This is a genomic window from Roseovarius sp. MBR-6, assembly GCF_040547525.1.
Lineage (GTDB): Bacteria > Pseudomonadota > Alphaproteobacteria > Rhodobacterales > Rhodobacteraceae > Roseovarius.
Genome location: NZ_JBEPPW010000011.1, coordinates 1 through 18,917 on the forward strand (window position 1 = coordinate 1; position 18,917 = coordinate 18,917).

Annotated in this window: 18 protein-coding genes and 1 tRNA gene; 8 read left to right on the top strand and 11 right to left on the bottom strand. The window is 64.0% G+C overall.

Annotated elements, in window-relative coordinates:
* The first annotated feature begins 321 nt into the window (after window positions 1-321).
* Together ABIE57_RS13525 and ABIE57_RS13530 are read left to right on the top strand one after the other, a co-directional pair.
* A complete protein-coding gene (locus ABIE57_RS13525; protein WP_354539562.1) occupies window positions 322-3,399 on the top strand; it encodes a DEAD/DEAH box helicase family protein in 3,078 nt (1,025 codons plus the stop codon).
* On the top strand, window positions 3,396-3,701 hold the full coding sequence (locus ABIE57_RS13530) for a hypothetical protein (protein ID WP_354539563.1): 306 nt from the start codon (window positions 3,396-3,398) through the stop codon (window positions 3,699-3,701). The genes ABIE57_RS13525 and ABIE57_RS13530 overlap by 4 nt, the downstream gene beginning before the upstream one ends.
* Here ABIE57_RS13530 and ABIE57_RS13535 read toward each other — a convergent pair.
* A tRNA-Leu gene (locus ABIE57_RS13535) sits at window positions 3,680-3,764 on the bottom strand. The genes ABIE57_RS13530 and ABIE57_RS13535 overlap by 22 nt on opposite strands.
* 170 nt (window positions 3,765-3,934) lie before the next feature.
* On the opposite strand from ABIE57_RS13535, the gene ABIE57_RS13540 reads away from it, so the two are divergent.
* The gene (locus tag ABIE57_RS13540) at window positions 3,935-4,408 is read left to right on the top strand and encodes a Hint domain-containing protein (protein WP_354539564.1); all 474 of its coding nucleotides are present in this window, start codon (window positions 3,935-3,937) and stop codon (window positions 4,406-4,408) included.
* Window positions 4,409-4,508: 100 nt separating this feature from the next.
* Here the strand turns inward: ABIE57_RS13540 and glyS are convergent, their stop codons facing one another.
* The 4 genes from glyS to ABIE57_RS13560 all read right to left on the bottom strand — a co-directional run bounded on the left by glyS (window position 4,509) and on the right by ABIE57_RS13560 (window position 9,098).
* Window positions 4,509-6,785 (bottom strand): glycine--tRNA ligase subunit beta, encoded by a 2,277-nt coding sequence (gene glyS / locus ABIE57_RS13545; RefSeq protein WP_354539565.1) that lies wholly within the window; start codon window positions 6,783-6,785, stop codon window positions 4,509-4,511.
* 3 nt (window positions 6,786-6,788) lie between these two features.
* Window positions 6,789-7,310 carry a DUF6446 family protein gene (locus ABIE57_RS13550; RefSeq protein WP_354539566.1) on the bottom strand — a complete coding sequence of 174 codons (522 nt, stop codon included), beginning with the start codon at window positions 7,308-7,310 and terminating at the stop codon, window positions 6,789-6,791.
* On the bottom strand, window positions 7,310-8,062 hold the full coding sequence (locus ABIE57_RS13555; RefSeq protein WP_354539567.1) for a DUF3800 domain-containing protein: 753 nt from the start codon (window positions 8,060-8,062) through the stop codon (window positions 7,310-7,312). Before ABIE57_RS13555 ends, ABIE57_RS13550 begins: the two co-directional genes overlap by 1 nt.
* 106 nt (window positions 8,063-8,168) lie before the next feature.
* Entirely contained in the window at window positions 8,169-9,098 is a 930-nt protein-coding gene (locus ABIE57_RS13560) for a glycine--tRNA ligase subunit alpha (protein WP_354539568.1), read from the bottom strand.
* A gap of 164 nt (window positions 9,099-9,262) precedes the next feature.
* On the opposite strand from ABIE57_RS13560, the gene ABIE57_RS13565 reads away from it, so the two are divergent.
* Entirely contained in the window at window positions 9,263-11,053 is a 1,791-nt protein-coding gene (locus tag ABIE57_RS13565) for a trypsin-like peptidase domain-containing protein (RefSeq protein WP_354539569.1), read from the top strand.
* A gap of 136 nt (window positions 11,054-11,189) precedes the next feature.
* Window positions 11,190-11,483, top strand: coding sequence for a hypothetical protein (locus ABIE57_RS13570; RefSeq protein WP_354539570.1), 294 nt, complete (start codon window positions 11,190-11,192; stop codon window positions 11,481-11,483).
* A 4-nt stretch (window positions 11,484-11,487) separates the two neighbouring features.
* On the opposite strand, the gene ABIE57_RS13575 is transcribed toward ABIE57_RS13570, so the two are convergent.
* From ABIE57_RS13575 to ABIE57_RS13585, 3 genes are all read right to left on the bottom strand, one after another.
* A complete protein-coding gene (locus ABIE57_RS13575; RefSeq protein WP_354539571.1) occupies window positions 11,488-12,936 on the bottom strand; it encodes a TrkH family potassium uptake protein in 1,449 nt (482 codons plus the stop codon).
* Window positions 12,937-12,991: 55 nt separating this feature from the next.
* Window positions 12,992-13,225, bottom strand: coding sequence for a DUF1127 domain-containing protein (locus ABIE57_RS13580; protein ID WP_354539572.1), 234 nt, complete (start codon window positions 13,223-13,225; stop codon window positions 12,992-12,994).
* Window positions 13,226-13,424: 199 nt separating this feature from the next.
* Entirely contained in the window at window positions 13,425-14,447 is a 1,023-nt protein-coding gene (locus tag ABIE57_RS13585) for a zinc ABC transporter substrate-binding protein (RefSeq protein WP_354539573.1), read from the bottom strand.
* Window positions 14,448-14,503: 56 nt separating this feature from the next.
* Between ABIE57_RS13585 and ABIE57_RS13590 the strand changes: the two genes are divergently transcribed.
* Genes ABIE57_RS13590 through ABIE57_RS13600 form a run of 3 tightly spaced genes read left to right on the top strand, consistent with a single transcriptional unit; the run spans window position 14,504 to window position 16,583 of the window.
* Complete coding sequence (locus ABIE57_RS13590) at window positions 14,504-15,022, top strand: transcriptional repressor (protein WP_354539574.1); 519 nt, start codon at window positions 14,504-14,506, stop codon at window positions 15,020-15,022.
* Complete coding sequence (locus tag ABIE57_RS13595) at window positions 15,019-15,795, top strand: ATP-binding cassette domain-containing protein (RefSeq protein ID WP_354539575.1); 777 nt, start codon at window positions 15,019-15,021, stop codon at window positions 15,793-15,795. Before ABIE57_RS13590 ends, ABIE57_RS13595 begins: the two co-directional genes overlap by 4 nt.
* Window positions 15,795-16,583 (top strand): metal ABC transporter permease, encoded by a 789-nt coding sequence (locus ABIE57_RS13600; protein WP_354539676.1) that lies wholly within the window; start codon window positions 15,795-15,797, stop codon window positions 16,581-16,583. Before ABIE57_RS13595 ends, ABIE57_RS13600 begins: the two co-directional genes overlap by 1 nt.
* A gap of 36 nt (window positions 16,584-16,619) precedes the next feature.
* Here the strand turns inward: ABIE57_RS13600 and ABIE57_RS13605 are convergent, their stop codons facing one another.
* From ABIE57_RS13605 to folE2, 3 genes are all read right to left on the bottom strand, one after another.
* On the bottom strand, window positions 16,620-16,829 hold the full coding sequence (locus tag ABIE57_RS13605) for a hypothetical protein (protein WP_354539576.1): 210 nt from the start codon (window positions 16,827-16,829) through the stop codon (window positions 16,620-16,622).
* 125 nt (window positions 16,830-16,954) lie between these two features.
* Window positions 16,955-17,623, bottom strand: coding sequence for a hypothetical protein (locus ABIE57_RS13610; RefSeq protein ID WP_354539577.1), 669 nt, complete (start codon window positions 17,621-17,623; stop codon window positions 16,955-16,957).
* Window positions 17,624-17,801: 178 nt separating this feature from the next.
* Window positions 17,802-18,902: a GTP cyclohydrolase FolE2 gene (folE2, locus tag ABIE57_RS13615; RefSeq protein WP_354539578.1), complete on the bottom strand. Its 1,101-nt coding sequence runs from the start codon at window positions 18,900-18,902 to the stop codon at window positions 17,802-17,804.
* Window positions 18,903-18,917 lie beyond the last annotated feature (15 nt).

Sequence of the window (18,917 nt, forward strand, 5' to 3'; positions counted from 1 at the left end):
GGCAGCAGGTCGCCCTTGCAGGCGATGAAGGACTGGCACAAACTCAAGCCGCAGTTGTTCAGGAAGAAGCCATACTACCTTCCGGGATGTGACACCTAAGCCTCCATGGTTATGCCCAAGTGTCCGGTCGAAAAAGGGGCCAGTTCACTTGCTGCGGATTCCCTGCGTTTTCTGGCACCGAGCGTCTTGGGTTCTCGGATAGCCACAATCTTCATTGAGCGATCTCTTTTCTGCAAATTGATCCCCATTCGAAAAGGAAAAGTCTCCGACGCCATGGCCTCAGGTCCGGTTGAAAACCAAATTAGCAATGTTTCTCCATGATTGCACTTCGCGTCTGGTAACGCCATGGTGCTACAAACGAAAAAGTTGCGTGTGTCCGTGTCCCAGCCTGTCAACCAGAACCCAGAACAGATCGCCCGCGATCAGATCGACAGACGCCTCGAAGCCGCTGGCTGGCAGGTGCAGGATAAGGCATCTCTGAATCCCAACGCGGCCCTCGGTGTTGCGGTCCGGGAATATCCGACGGACACTGGACCTGCTGACTACGTTCTCTTTGTCGATGCGCGCGCCGTTGGTGTTGTCGAGGCCAAACCAGACAGCTGGGGCGAGCGGCTGACAATCGTTGAGGAGCAATCATCTGGATATGCCGCAGCCAGGCTGAAATGGGTCAATAACAACGAACCCCTGCCCTTCATCTATGAAAGCACATCCGTCGTCACCCGGTTTACTGACGGGCGCGATCCCGCACCGCGTTCGCGCGAGGTGTTCACGTTTCACCGACCCGAAACCCTCAAGGCGTGGGTGAACGCGCCGCTGTCCCTGCGGGCTGGCCTGCAAAACCTGCCCGACCTCAACGCAGACGGCCTGCGCGACTGCCAGATCAAGGCAATCACCAAGCTGGAGTCCTCGCTCCAGATGGGCAAACCCCGCGCGCTTGTCCAGATGGCGACCGGCTCGGGCAAGACATTCACCGCGATCACGCAGATTTACCGCCTGTTGAAACACGCAGGCGCGTGGCGGATCCTGTTTCTGGTCGACACCAAGAACCTTGGCGAGCAGGCCGAGGGCGAGTTCATGGCCTACCTGCCCAACGACGACAACCGCAAGTTCACCGAGCTATACAATGTCCAGCGCCTGACCTCACCTTCCATGGCCGGTGATACGCAGGTCGTCATCTCCACGATCCAGCGCATGTATGCTACGCTCAAGGGCGAACCGTTGGATGAGGCCGCCGAAGAGGATCATCCCGAAGAGCAAAAGTGGCAGCGTAAGCAGCCCCTGCCCGTCGTCTACAACCCCAAACTCCCGCCCGAGACCTTCGATGTTGTCGTGATCGACGAATGTCACCGGTCGATCTACAACCTTTGGCGCCAGGTGATCGAGTATTTCGACGCCTTCCTCATCGGCCTGACCGCCACGCCGGACGCGCGCACGTATGGGTTCTTCCAACAGAACGTGGTCAGCGAATACACCCATGAGAATGCCGTCGCCGACAAGGTGAACGTTGGCAACGAGGTCTTCCTGATCGAGACCGAGATGTCCAAGGGTGGCGGCAGTGTAAAGGCCCAGCAAGTGGTCGAAAAGCGCGAACGCCAGACTCGCGCGCGCCGCTGGGAAACGCAGGATGACGAGCTGAAATATGCAGCAACCCAGCTGGATCGGTCTGTCGTCGCGCCTGACCAGATCCGCACCGTGATCGCGACCTACCGTGATGCCTGGCCCAAGATCTTTCCGGGGCGCAAGGAGGTTCCGAAAACGCTGATCTTCGCCAAGACCGACAGCCATGCCGACGACATCATCCAGATGGTCCGCACGGAATTCGGGCAAGGCAACGAATTCTGCCGCAAGATCACCAATGGGGCCAAGAACCCGAAATCGACCCTTGCCGCCTTTCGGAACGAATTCTACGGGACCGCGTTCGCGCCGACCGCCCCTGTCCCGCTCATGAGCGCGATGGTTGCCGCGGCAGCGACACAGGCTGCGGTGCCCCTGGCGGAGATCATGCGCGGTGCGCCGTCTGCGCCAGCATCTGCAGTCACCCCATCAGGAAAGGACGAGACGGTGGAATTCACCACAGATACGCACGCACGCCGCACCGATGGTTCGACGTCCGGCAACCCCTGCGCCGCGCATCATCACTGTGCGGCAGACGCGCCCGCGATGCCGCTCCAGCCGGCCCCGGTTGCGGCGACGCGATCCGATGCCACGACCGACATGCAGAAAGCCTCGACCTCGGTCCCGGCATCCGATCCGTACGGCGCGCAGGTCTACGAGGCAGCCGGATGGACCGGTCTCGACGCAGACACGGCGCGCCGCGTCGAAATGCGCCCGCCGCGCCTCGAGAACATCGACTTGCGGGTTCTGAGCGAGAAGAGCCGGAAGGCCCTCGAGAAGCCGCGCGGGATCGCGCTCGAGGAAGCCATCGACCTCTTCTGCGAACTCAAATGCGTGGGCTATGGCTCTGATTTCACCAGGGAACAGGTGGCGGACCCGGCAGCCGGAAAGAAATGGGAACGTGACAATGGCAGCAAGCCGAAGTTCGCGCGCTCATTCTGGCCCGAGTTCCTCGGGACGGGCGCGGTGGAGCAGATCGCAAAGAATGATCTTCGCGACGCGTTGGCCCTCCTTCCGCGCATCCCCGCCAAGCACGGCAAGGGCCAGGCGAAATATCTGGCCGATCACGGCTACCAGGAGCTCGTCGAACGCATCGACTCGGAAGAGGAATCCGATACCGTTGCCAATCTCGAGGCGCTCGCGGCGCGCACGACTGTGACCGAGGCGGATCGCGAAGATGCGCGGCGCAAGGCGCTGCAGAAGCGGCTGCGCTCCGAAACGCAGATCAAGCATCGCCGGTTCCTGCTCTCCGTGGGCACGATGTGCATGGAGCTGCAACTCGCGGACAAGAACCCGTTCGAGATCCTCTCGGTTTCGAACGATGACAAGAAGCGCATGGCGGCCTCCGAGGAAAAACGCGCACGGACCGTCTGGGACGATCGGATCTATACCCTGTTCTCCTCGCCGGTGTTCCAGGGCGAGATCGACGAACCCGGCGAGCCGCTGTTCTGGCTGCCGCTTTTCGGGCGGCTCATGGGGTTGCGCGAAGAGGAGGGGGCGCAACTTTCGCCGGGCGATTTCGGAAGTGATCGCGGGATCCAATTCCTTGACATCAAGTGCACCGATGCCAACCACATCAAGACCGAGGAATCCCAGCGCCGTATTCCGATCCACCCGCAGCTGCTCGAGCTTGTCGAGATGCGCCGTCGGCAGGGCCAGAGCCGTCTCTTCCCGCACATGACGCGCGGCAGGACCAAGGGCAAGTTCTCCGAGAATTTCTCAAAGACGCGAAACTTCCCGATGACATTCCCGACCACGACATCCGCAAGACGAACCTTGAGATGATCCGCGCCGATCTTACTGGCGACGTCCGCGCGCGGATCGTGGCACGGGATTTCCGGGAATTGACGGGACGCGAAGATCTTTCCGCCATGGAAGTCATGACGCTGATGAATCTCATGATCGAGGGCAAGGCCGCCGCCTGGAATCGTTGTGACGAAGCGCTTGCACCCATGGCCAGGCTTTTCCCGAGCCCTGCGACACTCACGGGAAAACGGTTATCGACCTATAAAAACCGCCTTTCCATTCAAGATGTTGGCGGGACTCTTCAACCAGAAAAGAGATTTGGTGCGGGTGGAGGGACTTGAACCCCCACGCCTTGCGGCGCCAGAACCTAAATCTGGTGCGTCTACCAGTTTCGCCACACCCGCAATGCCCACGCACTTGGCGCGGGCAATCCGGTCTCTAGCAAAGCGTCACGCCAGTGGCGAGGAAAAACTGTCGGCGCGATGCCGGGCAGGGTCGAAAAAAAGGCACGACATTAACCGGATATTGCCATATTCTGGGTCAAAACTGAGGCAGTAACAGAGCGAGATACGCCATGAAACCGGATACGGTCGGGCGTCCGGGCGGCACAGTTGCCGTTCTTGACCCTTTGCAGGAGGCCGGTCTGTGGACCGGCGGCATTCTTCTCACCCTTCAGGGCGAGCGTCGGATCGAAGATATTCGCTGCGGTGACCGGATCGTGACGCGCGACGCGGGTATGTCCGTGCTGCGCGGGATCACGCGGCGGCGGGCGCGCGCGGCAATGGTGCGTATCCGCGCCGGGTCGCTCGGCCACACGCGGCCCGAGCGCGACGTGATCCTGCCCGCGGGCCAGCCGATCCTGGTGCGCGACTGGCGGGCGCAGGCGCTTTTCGGGACCGATCAGGCCATGGTCCCCGCCGCGCGTCTTGTGGATGGCGCGTTTGTCACCCATGTCGGCGCGGCGGAGGTCGATCTCTGGCAGCTTGATTTCGACAGCCCGCACATCCTTTACCTCGACGGGCTGGAAGTGGCGAGCGCCGCGCGCTGACGGCGCTCAGCCGATAGCGGCATGACCACGAGGGGGCCGCCCGGACCGCAAGGATGGGCCTGGGCTGGGCTCCGCTGTCGGGCCGGTGACGGCAAGGCCCCTACCCCTCCAGCCGCGTGAGGTCAGCGGCCTGCAGGCAGATGCTGCGGATACGGCTCAGGAGGTTAAGGCGGTTGCGGCGGATCACCGGACTGTCGACATTGACCTGCACCGCGTCGAAAAACGCGTCGATGGGCGCGCGCAGGGCGGCCATGGCGGCCATGGCGCGCGCGAAATCCTCTGCCGTCAGCGCCTGCACGATCTGCGGTTCGGCGGTGTCGAGGGCGGCGAAGAGCGCCTTTTCCTCATCCGTTTCCGCGAATTTCACATCCGCGCCGTAGGAATATTCGACCCCGTCCTTGTCCTCGGCTTGGCTAAGGATGTTGTTGGCGCGCTTGAAGCCCTGCAACAGGTTGCCGCCATCATCCGTGTTCAGGAACGCCCCGAGCGCGCGGGCGCGGTGGACGAGAAGGGTGAGGTCATCGTTGCCGGGCATGGCAAGACAGGCGTCGATCACGTCATGGCGCAGGCCCTCGTCGCGCAGGTGGACCTTGAGGCGGTCGTGGAGGAAGGCGAGGAGATCAATTGACTTAATATGCATGAATGTCGCGATTGTTTCTCGGGTTTCTCCTAGCTTCCCAAGAAGCTCAACTCCTTTCTCAGCTCGTTCAACTTTCGAAACCGCATTTTTCATCTCTTCGTAATCAAGGCTCGATGTTGGCAGCTTCAAGATATCTTGCTCTAAATCTTCAAGTTGGCCCATCATCCCTGACATCAAGTCATTGATATCCGTTATCGCGCCGGTTTGTGCAAATATTCCCTGAACGAAAGGTCGTGCGAGCGCCAACCGCACCCCATTCCCCAAAACCAACCGGATCACCCCCAACGCCGCCCGCCGCAGCGCGTAAGGGTCCTTGCTCCCGGTGGGTTTCTCGTCAATCACCCAGAACCCGCATAATGTGTCGATCTTGTCGGCCAGCGCCACGGCGACCGACACGGGGGCGGAGGGCACGGCGTCGCCCGGCCCGAGCGGCTTGTAATGCTCTTCGCAGGCCTCGGGCACGCCGTCGTCATGGCCCGCCGCCTGCGCGTAATAGCGCCCCATCAGCCCTTGCAATTCGGGGAATTCACCGACCATCTCGGATTGCAGATCGGCCTTGCACACCCGCGCGGCCTCGGCGGCCAGATCAGGCTTGGCACCGACCAGCGGCGCGATTTCCCGCGCGAGTGCGGCGATGCGCGTCACGCGGTCGGCCTGTGATCCCAGTTTATTGTGGAAGGTCACATCGCGCAGCCCCTCGGCCATGCCTTCAAGGCCCCGCTCCCGCACCGTGCGCAGGTCATTTTCCCAGAAGAATTTCGCATCACTGAGCCGCGCCGCCAGTACCTTCTGATTGCCCGCGAGGATGGTCGCGCCATGATCCGCCGTCTCGACATTGGCGACGGTGACAAAGCGTTCGATCCGGCCGGTCCCGGGGTTCCTCACCGAAAAGAACTTCTGATGCTCGCGCATACTGGTCTGCAACACCTCGGGCGGCAGATCGAGAAAATCGTCCCCGATCCGCCCCATCAGCACCACGGGCCATTCCACCAGACCCGCCACCTCCGCCAGAAGCGCGCGGTCCTCGACCACCTCAAGCCCGGCGGCAAAGGCCTGATTGGTGGCCTCCTGCCAGATCGCCTCGGCCCGCTCAGCGGCATCAAGCACCACATGCGCGCGCTTGAGCTTTGCGGTGTAATCCTCGAAGGACGTTACAGAAAACGCGTCAGGTGCCATGAAGCGATGCCCGCGTGTGGTATTGCCCGCGCGGATGCCGTCCACCTCCATCTCCACCAGCTGTGCCGCGCCATCCTCGCCGGTCAGGATGCACAGGACCCCGTGCAGCGGGCGCACCCAGCGAAGCGAACCGCTGCCCCAGCGCATCGACTTGGGCCACGGGAAATTGCGGATCAGCTTTTCCAGCTCTTCGGCCACGATCTCGGCGGCGGGGCGTCCGGGCCTGGTGAGGGTGGCGACATAGAACTGGCCCTTTTTCTCGTCGCGGATTTCGAGATCGTCGCGGGTGACACCGGCCCCGCGCAGAAACCCCTCGATTGCCGTCTCGGGCGCACCCAAGCGCGGGCCCTTGCGCTCCTCTCGGATCGTCGGGCTGGTCGCAAGCAACCCCTGCACCGTCAGCGTGAGCCGTCGGGGCGTGGCAAAGGCCGCGGCACCGGCATAGGTCAGCCCGGCCTCGACCAGCGCCTCGGTCAGGCGCGCGCGCAGGTCCTCGGCGGCGCGGGCCTGCATCCGGGCGGGGATTTCCTCGGAGAAGAGTTCGATCAGAAGATCGGGCATGGCTCAGTTTCCTTGCGGGGGCTTGGGGCAATCCGCGGGCGCGGGCTGGCCGTCAAAGACGATCTCGCCGCAGCGGTTGATCTGGTGCCAGGCATGGCCGCGCCCGTCCTCTGCGATGGCGATGATGCGGTCGATGCCGTATTGGATGTTTTCCTCGCCCATGTAGGCGCGCGCGCGTCCCTCGCCGAGGGCGGCCCCGAGCGCCTTGGCGTCGAAACAGTCAAACCAGCCGGGCGCGTTGAGCGGTTCCGCCCCCGGATAGGGGACAAGGCCCACGTCCTGCGGCAGGTGCGCGGTAAAGCAGGCGCGGAACCGGATGGGGGAGCTATCTGCGTCGATGGCGCGGAAATCGGACACGGGAAGGTCGATGACATCGCCGCTCGCCAGCGTGATCTTCATCTCCACCACGCCGCCATCCCGGGTCAGCAGCACCTCGTCGTAGAAGTGATAGACCTGGAGATAATAAAGCGCCCCCCCGGCAAGCGCCGCCGCGAGGAGAATGGCAATGCTCAGGATCTTGCCCATCAGATCAATCGTCCCCCTCTGGTGACGCAATACGGACAGTCGCAAAACGTGCCCGCCTCCTTGCGGTGCAAAAGCCCATGCACGACGCCGCCCTCGGCGTCAAACGTATCGTCGATCACGTTGAAAAACTGGTCGTCCCCACGCTCGAATTTCTGCCAAAGCGCGTATGATACAAGATCGGCAAACTGGATCGCGCGTGTCGCGGCGGAATCGACGAACATTGGCACATCGGCGAGACTGTGCAGAATGCCGTAGCGATGCCCAGATTTGCCAAATTCCGTCGCCAAGGCCTGCAATCGGGTTTCGCGGGTCGATTTGTCGAGGATGATAAGCCCGCGTTGCTTGTTTCCCTTGTGAAACTCGCGTTTAAGAAAGGCGTCGAAACGGCTGCAAATCTGTTCGAACGCGAACTCGATTGGATCTTCGGGCGAAATTGCCTGCTTATCGACAACCACACCGAAAAGCGCCCAGGTTCCCATGAGTTTTCTGCACTCTGCAAGTGCATGTCGGATATGGGTGTGACGCTGCTCACGCGGCCTCACCGACCGCCAGAACCCTTTCCCGGCGAGCATGTGGCTTCCGTGGAATTCGAGACGCTCGTGATCGTGCGGACAAATCTCCTTGGCAAGTCGGTCGAGACCTGCGCTCAGGTAATGAACCTGACGCTCGAATAGGCATATACCAGAAAGGACGAAATGCCTTTCCTGAGCCGAATTAACTGAGCCTGCGTCATCAAGGTAAAGAAGATACATGAAAAAAGGCAGCCGAGTGAGAACCTTGTCCCAACGGATCGCTCTATGCAATCCTCCCGACCGCTACCCTCCTATGTGATGATTTGTTGCTGTTTGTCAACACTGATCACGCCGCATACCCCCCCGCTTCGGTCATCACGAACGCATCGGCGCATTGTTTGGCCAGTGCGCGCACGCGGCCGATATAGGCCTGCCGCTCGGTCACGGAGATGACGCCGCGCGCGTCGAGCAGGTTGAAGATGTGGCTGGCCTTGATGCACTGGTCATAGGCGGGATGCGCCATGACGATGCGCTTGCCCGTCTTGGGGTCCTGCGCAGGGGCGGCGAGGATGGCCGCGCATTCGGCCTCGGCCTCGGTGAAATGCCGCAGCAGAACCTCGGTATCGGCCACATCGAAGTTGAAGCGTGAATATTCCTCCTCGGTCTGGCGGAACACGTCGCCATAGCGGAGCGGTATCGGCGCGTCGGGGTCGTTGAACGGCATGTCCATCACATGATCGACGCCCAGCACATACATCGCCAGCCGTTCCAGCCCATAGGTCAGCTCGCCCGGCACGGGGTGGCAATCATGCCCGCCAACCTGCTGGAAATAGGTGAACTGGCTCACCTCCATGCCGTCGCACCAGACCTCCCAGCCCAGCCCCCAGGCGCCCAGCGTCGGGCTTTCCCAGTCATCCTCGACAAAGCGCACGTCGTGCAGCGCAAGGTCGATGCCGATGGCCTTGAGCGAGCCGAGATAAAGCTCTTGCAGATCGGGCGGCGAGGGTTTGATCAGCACCTGATACTGGTAATAATGCTGGAGCCGGTTGGGATTCTCGCCATAGCGTCCGTCGGTCGGCCGCCGCGAGGGCTGCACATAGGCCGCCGCCCAGTGCCGCGACCCCAAGGACCGCAGCGTGGTGGCTGGATGGAACGTGCCCGCGCCCACCTCCATGTCATAGGGCTGCAACATCGCACAGCCCTGCCCCGCCCAATAGGTCTGAAGCCGCAGGATGATCTCCTGAAAGCTGCGCGGCTTGGCCGTGTTGTCCGTCATGCGCGGGCCCCCCGAAATTGACGCCCTTACCTAGGCCGGGTGCCGGGCATGGTCAACGCGGCTTGTGGCGCGCGGGCGCGCATATTTGGGATGCATCGGGCGGGGATTTTGCTAGAACCGGCAAGACCCGGCCATTCCGGCCGTCCGAAGACCACTTGGGAATGATGATCATGCGTTTTGTTGCGGCTTTTGTTCTGTTGTTGCTTACCCCCATTGCGGCGCTTGCCCAGACCGGCCCGGAGGCCGAACCGTTGGTCTTTGTCCAGATCGAGGCGCAGCCCAGCCTTGCCGAGGCACAGGCGCGGGCGCGCGATTACGCGCGCAGCCTGCCGGATGTGAACGGGTTTTCGCTTGGGCGGGGCTGGTATGCCATCGCCCTCGGACCATACCGCGAGGAAGAGGCCGCGCGCGTGCTTCAGGTCTATCGCAGCGAGGGTGTGATCGCGCGCGACAGCTACATCGCGCAGCCCTCCGATTTCGGTCAGCAGTTCTGGCCGGTGGGGGCCAATCTGCTCGAGCGCGTCACGCCTGCGCCCGCCCCGATGCCCGAACCCGACACCGCCCCCGACGTGGCCGCGCCTGCCCCGGCCCCCATCCCTGCCCCCGCCCCCGAACCCGAACCCGAACCCGAACCCGACGAGACCCTGCGCGAGGCCCGCGCCAGCGAGGCGCAACTGAGCCGCGAGGAGCGTGCCGCACTTCAGGTCGCGCTGGAATGGGCCGGGGTCTATCAGGGGGCCATCGACGCGGCCTTCGGGCCGGGCACCCGCAATGCGATGGCGGTCTGGCAGCGCCAGAACGGGGTGGAGGCAACGGGCGTTCTGACCACGCGCCAGCGCGCGATGCTCCTGCGCCAGTATAACGCCGTTCTGGAGGGGCTCGGCCTCGAGACGGTGCGCGACGCGCAGGCGGGTATCGAGATGCGCCTGCCGCTTGGCGTTGTCGCCTTCGACCGGCACGAGGCACCCTTTGCCCATTACCCTGCCTCGGGCGATCTGCCCGCGCAGGTGCTGCTGATCAGCCAGCCGGGCGACCGCGCGACCATGAGCGCGCTTTACGACATCCTGCAAACCCTTGCCATCGTCCCGGAGACGGGCGCGCGTCAGCTTGACCGCGACGGGTTCACCCTCACCGGCGAGGGCAGCCGGATCGTCTCGCAGACCCGGGTCTGGCTCGAGAATGGCGAGATCAAGGGCTTTACCCTGGTCTGGCCCGCGGGTGACGAGGAACGGCGCACGCGGCTGCTGGCGGAAATGGAGCAGAGCTTTGCCCGCCTGCCCGGCACGCTTGCCCCTCTGGCCGCCCCGGTGAGCGCGCAGCGCATGGATCTCGTGGCGGGGCTTGAGGTGCGCCGCCCCAAACTCTCGCGCTCGGGCTTTTACGTGGATGCGCGCGGGGCGGTCCTGACGGCGGCGGAGGCCGTCGCGGGCTGCGGACGGATCACGCTTGACGAGATCCATGACGCGACGGTCGCCCATCTCGACGCGGATCTCGGCATCGCCATCCTGCGCCCGCGCGAGACGCTCGCGCCCATGGCGTTCGCCCGCTTTCAGGAGGCCGCACCGCGGCTTTTGTCGCCGATCGCTGTCGCGGGTTATTCCTATGAGGGGATTCTCGGCGCGCCAAGCGTGACCTTCGGGCAGATATCAGAGCTTGGCGGGCTGGCGGGCGAGAGCCATCTCAAGCGCCTGGCACTTGCCGCCATGCCCGGCGATCTCGGCGGGCCGGTGGTCGATGCGGGCGGCGCGGTGCTGGGAATGCTTGTGCCCGGCGCGCCGGAAGGCCGCAGCCTGCCCGAGGGCGTGAGCTTTGCCGCCGGCAACGGCGCGCTGCAAGAGGTGCTGGCGCGGGGCGGCGTCACCGCGCAGACCACCCGCGAGACCGGCGTTCTCTCGGCCGAAGCGCTCAGCGACCGCGCCTCGGCGATCACCGTGCTTGTGAGTTGTTGGGAATAATTCTCTCTAAACGCCGTTTTCCTGACATGAACGCGACGCGCACCGGCCTGCCAAGGGTGGCGTAATCGGGTTCAGGTCACAGCCTGGCGCATGGGGCGTCACGCGTGGCAGCAGTCAGGAAAACGGAGAGAGATCCATGACCAAATCCCGGAACATCGCCGCACTCGCCCTTGTCTCCCTCGCCGTCGCACCCGTGGCGCAGGCCCAGCAACAGCCGAATTACGGCGGCTACACCACCGCCATCAAGGGCGGCACCAGCAAGGTGATGCCGCCCGCAACGCACGCGGGCCAGTGGTGGACGCATCCCTCGGGTTGCGAGTATTCGCGCACGGGCCGCCCCGGCGAGGTGGTGTGGTATCTCATCATCAACACCGCGCGCCCCGAGTGCCCCACCTATATCGCCATCCGTGGCGGGCGCGACGTTTATTGACGGCTCAGGGACGCCAGAACCGCGGCAGAAGCAGAACGATGACGGCAAGGATCTCCAGCCGTCCCATCAGCATCGCCGCGATCATCAGGGCCTTCGCCGTCTCGGGGAAGGCCTGCACCGAACCGGTCGGCCCCACGCTGGGGCCGAAGGCCGGGCCGATGTTGAAAATCGCTGTCCACGCCCCGGTGATCGATTCCATCAGCGTCAGCCCGGTCAGTTCCAGCGCGACCGAGAAAAACCCGAGCGACAGGATATACATGGTGAAAAGCAGCATCACCGATTGCAGCACCTCATCCTCGACCCGCCGCCCCTCATGGCGCAGCACCAGCACCGAGGAGGGATGGAAGATGCGCCGCGCCTGCTGGCCGAGCGCGCGCAGCATGATCTGATAGCGGAAAATCTTGATCGAACAACCGGTGGAACTGGTACAGCCGCCGATCGCGCCCACGATAATCAGGATGGCGAAGGGAAAATTGCCATAGGCCGTCACATCGCCATCACCAAAGCCCGTGCCGGAAAAGATCGAGACCATATTGAACAAGCGCTCGCGCAACCGCTCTTCCTCGAAATGGCCGAGCGCAAGGATGTCATAGGCAGCCAGCAACGCGAAGGCGTAGATCAGCCAGCGGATATAGGTGCGCACCTGGGTATCCTGGAGAAGCGGGCGCAGATTGCCCTGCACCCCCTGCATCATGCGCACGAACGGCAGGCTGGCCAACACCATGAAGAGCGCGCAGGCATATTGTGGCGCGCCGGGAAATGCCCCGAAAGAGGCGTCCGTGGTGGAAAACCCGCCGGTGGAGACGGTGGTGAGCGCGTGCACGGTCGCCTCGAACGCCTCCATCCCGAGCGCGAGATAGGTCAGCGTGAAGACTGCCGTGAGACCCAGATAGATGTTGAGCACGCCCTTGGAAATGTCGATCGTGCGCGGCAGCGCCTTGCCCAGCGTGTCAAACCCCTCGGAGCGAAAGAACTGCATCCCGCCCACCCGCATTTCAGGCAGAAAGACAAGGGCCACGATGACAATCCCCAGCCCGCCCAGCCATTGCAGGATGCCGCGCCACAACAGCAGCCCCTTGGGCAGATCGTCCAGCCCCGTGATGACGGTGGTTCCCGTGGTTGTCATGCCCGACATCGACTCGAAGAACGCATCGATAAAGCCAAGCTGCGTTTCGCCCAGCATGAAGGGCATGGCACCGAAGAGCGGCAACGCCACCCAGACGGTGGTCGTGAGCAGAAAGGCCTGCTGGATATTCAGGCCACGCCCCACCGAATTGCGGCATGACAGCGCCACCAAACCCCCGGCGAGGCAGGTCACGATCATGCTTTCCGCAAAGACCGGCCAATGGTCGCGCCCCTCGGCGATATCGACCAAAAGCGGCAGCCCCATGGTCAGGCCCATCGCCATCACCATGAGCCCGACCAGATATCCCACGGGGCGCATATCAAACATAAGGCGCAGCCTTGGCGCGCGCCTTCGCGCCTGTCAAGACGCTTGCGCCGGCACCTCAGTGCGGCTCCGGCAGCACGTCCTCGAATACGAAAGCCGGGATGTCACGGCGTTGCAGCCCCATGGCGGCCAGATCGCGATCGCTCAGCGATTGCAGGCGCATGACGCTTTCAACGCGCCTTTGCGAGAGCATGTAGCCATTCATGCCCGCCGCGCGTTCGGCCAGGAACAGGTCAAGATCGCGCCGCCATCCGGCGGGCAGAAAACGGGGGGTAACGCAGGATATGGTCATCGGGTGCCCTTCTCGTCGTTTGCAAGGGTCCCCTCCCTGATCCCCATTCTAGCCCGGATCGGTCGCGGTGCCGCAATTTTCTGTTCACGGGGACAGATTTTCGCATCCCGGGCTTTTCGCGCACCGTCGATGTCACCGTCCGGTCCCTGGCCGGGCGGTGACGCAGGACAGGCCGCCGACCCGGCGGCGCATGTGGCGGTCATGGGGTCTGGAGGCAGTCCGCCAGCGCCGTGGCAAGGTTGCGCAGGACATTGCCGTAGAGCGCCGGACCGGGCTCCTGATCAGAGCCCAGCGGATCGAGTATGCCGCTGCGCGCTTCGGACCCGTCCATGACCGTCGCCACGATGCCGGGGTCGAACTGAGGTTCTGACAGCACGCAACTGATCGCCTGTTCTGCAACGCGCGCCTGGATCTCGGCAATGCGGGCCGGGCTGGGCCGGGCGGCATCGGACAGGGATATGGCGCCCGCTGCCGGAAACGCGAACGCCGTCTCGAAATACTGATAGGCGTCGTGGAAAACGATGAAATTGCGGCCCCGCACCGGCTCCAGAATACCGTTGATCTCGGCGCTCAGCGTGGCCAGTTCTTCGCGTCCGGCCACCGCGTTGGCAAAATAGGCCCCGGCATTGTCCGGATCGGCCGCGGAGAGTTGCGCGGCGATGGCGTTCAGCCAGATCGCCCCGTTTTCCGGCGACAGCCAGGCGTGGGGGTCATTGGCGCCATGGTCGTGGCCATCGTGGCCCCCCTCATCGGCATGATCATCGTGCCCCCCCTTATCGGCATGATCATCATGCCTGGCAGCCTCGGCATGGCCGTCATGCCCATGCCCGGCATGGTCCTCGCCGTCATCGGAATGCGCCTCGAACTGCGCGCCTTCGCGGAAGGGCAATTCCATGGTGCCATCGACCTCGAGCATTTCCGTGACGGCAGCACCTCCGGCCAGTGTTTCGATCGCACTTTCCAGCCAGGGCGTCAGGCCCGCGCCGATCCAGAAGACCAGATCGGCCTCCTGCAAGGCGGCGGCCTCGGACGGACGCAGGCTGTATTCATGCGGGCTTGCCCCCGGTGCCACGATCAGCGAGGGCGCGCCCAGCCCCTGCATGACGCGCGCCACCAGCGAATGAACGGGCGCGATATCGACGGCCACGCGCGGCACCTCCGCGAAGGCCGTTCCGCCAAGCAGGGTTGCCGCAACCGAGAGGGGAATGAGGTTTCTGGACATGTCCGGCTCCATGTGATTATGTAACATTGTCGCTTGGCTACAGGAAATGAAATAACATGACAAGTGCTGCCAGTGCGGGAAACACCATGCCGAACGATCCCGTCGGATTTGAAAAACACGATCATGGTGCCTGCATCACCGAGGCAATGGCAACGGCCGAGGCGCATTGCCGGGCGCATGGCCTGCGATTCACGCCTGTGCGACGCAAGGCGTTGGGGCTGCTCTTGCAGGCGCATCGCGCGGTCGGTGCCTATGAAATGCTCGACAGGTTGCGCGATGCCGGGTTCGGCTCGCAACCGCCCGTGGCTTACCGGGCGCTCGAATTTCTCGTCGCCAATGGATTTGCGCACAAGATCGAACGGCTCAATGCCTTCATCGCCTGCGCCCATCCCGGTGCCAGTCATTCGCCTGCATTCATGATCTGCCGGATCTGTCAGTCCGTGGCCGAGGCACAGTCATCCCCGGCGCGTGGCGCGCTTGGCGAGGCGGCGCGCGCCACGGGGTTCACGATCGAACGGACGGTGGTCGAGGCGACGGGTATTTGTCCGGGCTGTGCGGACAAGGCAGACACATGAGCCTGATCGCGGCGCAGAATATCAGCGTCGGTTATGGAGCCAACATGGTGTTGCGCAATGTGTCGCTTGCCATAGAGCCGGGCGAGATCGTGACCGTCGTCGGGCCCAACGGCTCCGGCAAGACCACGTTACTGCGCCTGCTCATCGGGGCGGCAACACCGAAATCGGGACGCATCACGCAAAAGCCAGGGCTGCGCATCGGTTATGTTCCCCAGAAGCTGCATATCGATCCGACCCTGCCCATCACGGTGGAGCGATTCCTGCGCCTTCCGGGCGGCACCCCGCGCGCGGCCTGCGCCACCGCGCTGGAACGGGCCGGCGTCCCCGACCTCTCGCCCCGCCAGATGTCGGCCCTGTCGGGCGGGCAGTTCCAGCGCGTCCTTCTGGCGCGCGCGCTCATCAACGAGCCCGATCTGCTGTTGCTCGACGAGGCCACGCAGGGGCTGGATCAACCCGGCTCCGCCGCCTTCTATCTCCAGATCGAAGAGGTGCGCCAGAAAACCGGCTGCGCCATCCTGATGATCAGCCACGAATTGCATGTGGTCATGGCGGCCTCTGACCGGGTGATCTGTCTCAATGGCCATGTCTGCTGCGAGGGCACACCCGAGATCGTGTCGGCGGCCCCCGAATACCGCGCGCTTTTCGGCTCCGGCACCGGCGGCGCGCTGGCCCTCTACCGGCACGAGCATGACCACAGCCACGACGAAACCTGCCCCCATGACGACGGGCCGGATCAGCCTCCTGCCGATCCACACACGAGGGCCGCCGAATGATGCTGGATGATTTCATGACCCGCGCCGCCCTTGCAGGTGTCGGCGTGGCCCTTGCCGCGGCGCCTTTGGGCAGCTTCGTGGTCTGGCGGCGCATGGCCTATTTCGGCGACGCGACGGCCCATGCCGCGATTCTGGGGGTCGCGCTGGCGCTGGCGCTCCACATCTCGGTTTTTGCCGGGGCCGTGGCCGTGGCGCTGGCGATGGCGCTGACCGTGACCGTGCTGACCGGGCGCGGCTATGCCATGGACACGCTGCTGGGGGTTCTGGCGCATTCCGCGCTGGCCTTCGGGCTGGTGGCCGTGTCGTTCCTGTCGGGCATCCGCATCGACCTCATGGCCTATCTCTTCGGCGATATCCTGGCCGTGTCGCGCGGGGATCTGGCGGTGATCTGGGGCGGTGCCGCACTGGTCGTGGGATTGATCGGCTGGCGCTGGTCGGCGCTCCTGACCTCGACCATCAGCGCGGAACTTGCCCATGCCAGCGGGATCGACCCGAAACGGGAACAACTGATCCTGACACTGGCGCTGGCCATTACGGTCGCGGTTGCGATCAAGGTGGTGGGCGTCTTGCTGATCGCGGCCATGCTGATCATTCCCGCCGCCGCCGCCCGCCCCCTGTCACGCACACCCGAGCAGATGGCGCTGACCGCCGCGACCATTGGCAGTGGGTCTGCCGTGATCGGCCTGCAAGCGGCTTATGCGTTCGACACGCCCGCAGGACCATCCATCGTCTGCGTCGCGGCGCTCGTGTTTCTGGCGACAAGCATTCTGAAAAGCCTGCGCTCCTGACGCGCGGACACGGCCGAGGCAACGGCGCTTGGCGCTTCAGGCGTAAAACAGGTCCTTGAAGACGTGATAGGCGATATCGTCGCGACGGATGCCCATGCGGGCCAGCTCCTCGTCGGATTTCGCCTCAAGCGCCTCGATCCGGGCGCGGCGCGACTGAACCCGCGCGCTCCGCTCCATCGCATCAAGAAAACGCGCCCAGAAACCCTTGCGCGGTGCGGTGGCAATATTGGTGGTGGTCGATGCCATTTGGAAACCTCACGATTGTGATCCGTTTCCTCCCTGAGCGTTGAGATAAGTTACAGGCGCGGCCATGACGAGCGCCAAATCAGAATGGCCGGGATGCGCGGAACGCAACCCGGCCAGACAGGTCCTTATTCCGTTTCGGCTTTCGCCGGACGCTCGGGCAGAGCGGGCGGAACCGAGGGCGCACGCGGGCGCCTGGCCGCAGCGGCGGCCTCTGTCTTGGCAGCCTCTGCTTTCGCAGCCTCGGCTTTGGCAGCCTCGGCGTCCGGGCTCGCCTTTGTGGCGGGAGGCGTCGGTTGTGCTGCCGTGGCGGCCGGTTTCGGTGCCGGTTTCGGGGTGCTCTCAACCTTGGCGGCCGGTGCGGCCTCGGGCTTCGGCGCGGGGGTGGGCTTGGGCGCCGCCTTGGCTTCGACCTCGACCGGCTTGGGCGCAGGCGCGCTCACCGGCGCAGCCTTCGCTTCCGGGGCGGGCTTGGGCGCAGGCGCGACTTTTGCCTCGGGCACGGGCGTGGGTGCCGGAGCCGCCGGGGTCTCTGTCTCCACCAGTTTCACCGCCGGTTTTACCGGGGCGTCCGTCTTTGCGGTGGGTGTCGCGGCGGGACGTGCGGCGCGCGGCTTGGCCGGGGGCGTGGCGCGTTTGGCCGGTGCCTCGGCTGCCTTCAGGAACGGGCCGAACGGCGTTGCGCGCAGCCCCGCCTCGGTCACGATGCGGGCAATGCGCAACTGGCTTTCGACCAGATAGCCAGTCAACCGGATGCTGGCGGCAGACAGCTTGAGCGGCAGATCGGGTGCAAGCATGTTCTGTGATCCTCTTTGTCAGGTGACCGCCATGATGCGGCACGCAGATGACACATGCGTAACGCATGTCACGCGCTGCGTTGCAGCAAAACGCCGTCAGGTCAACTCACATTTCGCACTTGCAGCAATTTGCCGCTTATTGCCGCAGCCGCCTGCCCGGAAACCGGGCAGTCAACAATCAGGCCCCATGCACCAGCGTCTGAAACAACCGCGGCCCAAGGCTAGCTGCGGCGAATGTCTCGCCTTCGGTCAGCACGCTCACCGCGTCATGGCTGTGCAGGCTCTCCTGATGGCTGGCCACCACGCGAAAATCGCCGATCCGCGGGTCGGCCAGCAATTGCTCGCAGAAGAGCCGCGCCGCATCCTCGACAAAGATCGGATTGGCCGCGTTCAACTCGGCGAAGGCCTGCTCATCCTCGCGCTTGACCATCACTTGCGTCTCGGTCGGCACGGCGCGGCGGGCAAGCTCGATCAGGTCCTCGAACCACAGGCAATCGCCCTCGACCACTTCCACCGAGAGCCGCGCCACCGAGCGTTGCGAATGCGGCGTGGCGAGTTGCCCGCGCGCGGTGCGCGCATGCTCGCTCAGTTCCAGCGAACAGGGGCAGGTGGAGGAATAGACGTAATCGAGATGCATGAACTTGCGCTGAACGCCGTTCTGACTCACCAGTTCCAGCGCAATATCGTAATATTGATACCCCTCCAGCCCCGAACGCAGCGAGCGCACCCTGGCCGGATACGAAAGCCGCATCTGCAATCGCGCGTCGAGCGTGTCGAGATCATTCAGGTAATCAGCGAGCGCCGCCGCCATCACCTCGAAACTGAAGGTTTTTTCCGCGTGCTTGTAGAAACTGCGCATGATCCGGGACATGTTGATGCCCTTCTTGCCCGCCTCGAGGCTGACCGTGCCGGTGACCGAGGTCTCGAGCGTCAGATCGCCATTGTCGCGGGTGTGAAAGCGGATGGGCAGGCGGAAATTGGAAATGCCCACATGCTGCAATTGCTGCCTGGTGCCCCGGATCAGCGAGGAGGGACCGTTCTGAAGATCGGGCAGTGTCGCGCGATAGGCGTCGTCCACCGCAAAATCCTGCGGGTAGGTGCGGGCAAGCGTGGGATAGTTCGACACCTCGCCACCGGGCAGAAGCCGCGCGATGGCCGGGTCGAGATCGGCCACTTCTTCGGGGGTGGCCGAGGCCGCCCACGCCCTGAGCCGCGCGAGGGCTTCCTTGGCCTCGTCCCGGTCGGGGGCGGGCACCATGTCAGAGGGGTGCATGTTCATTCGGAAATTTCCCTG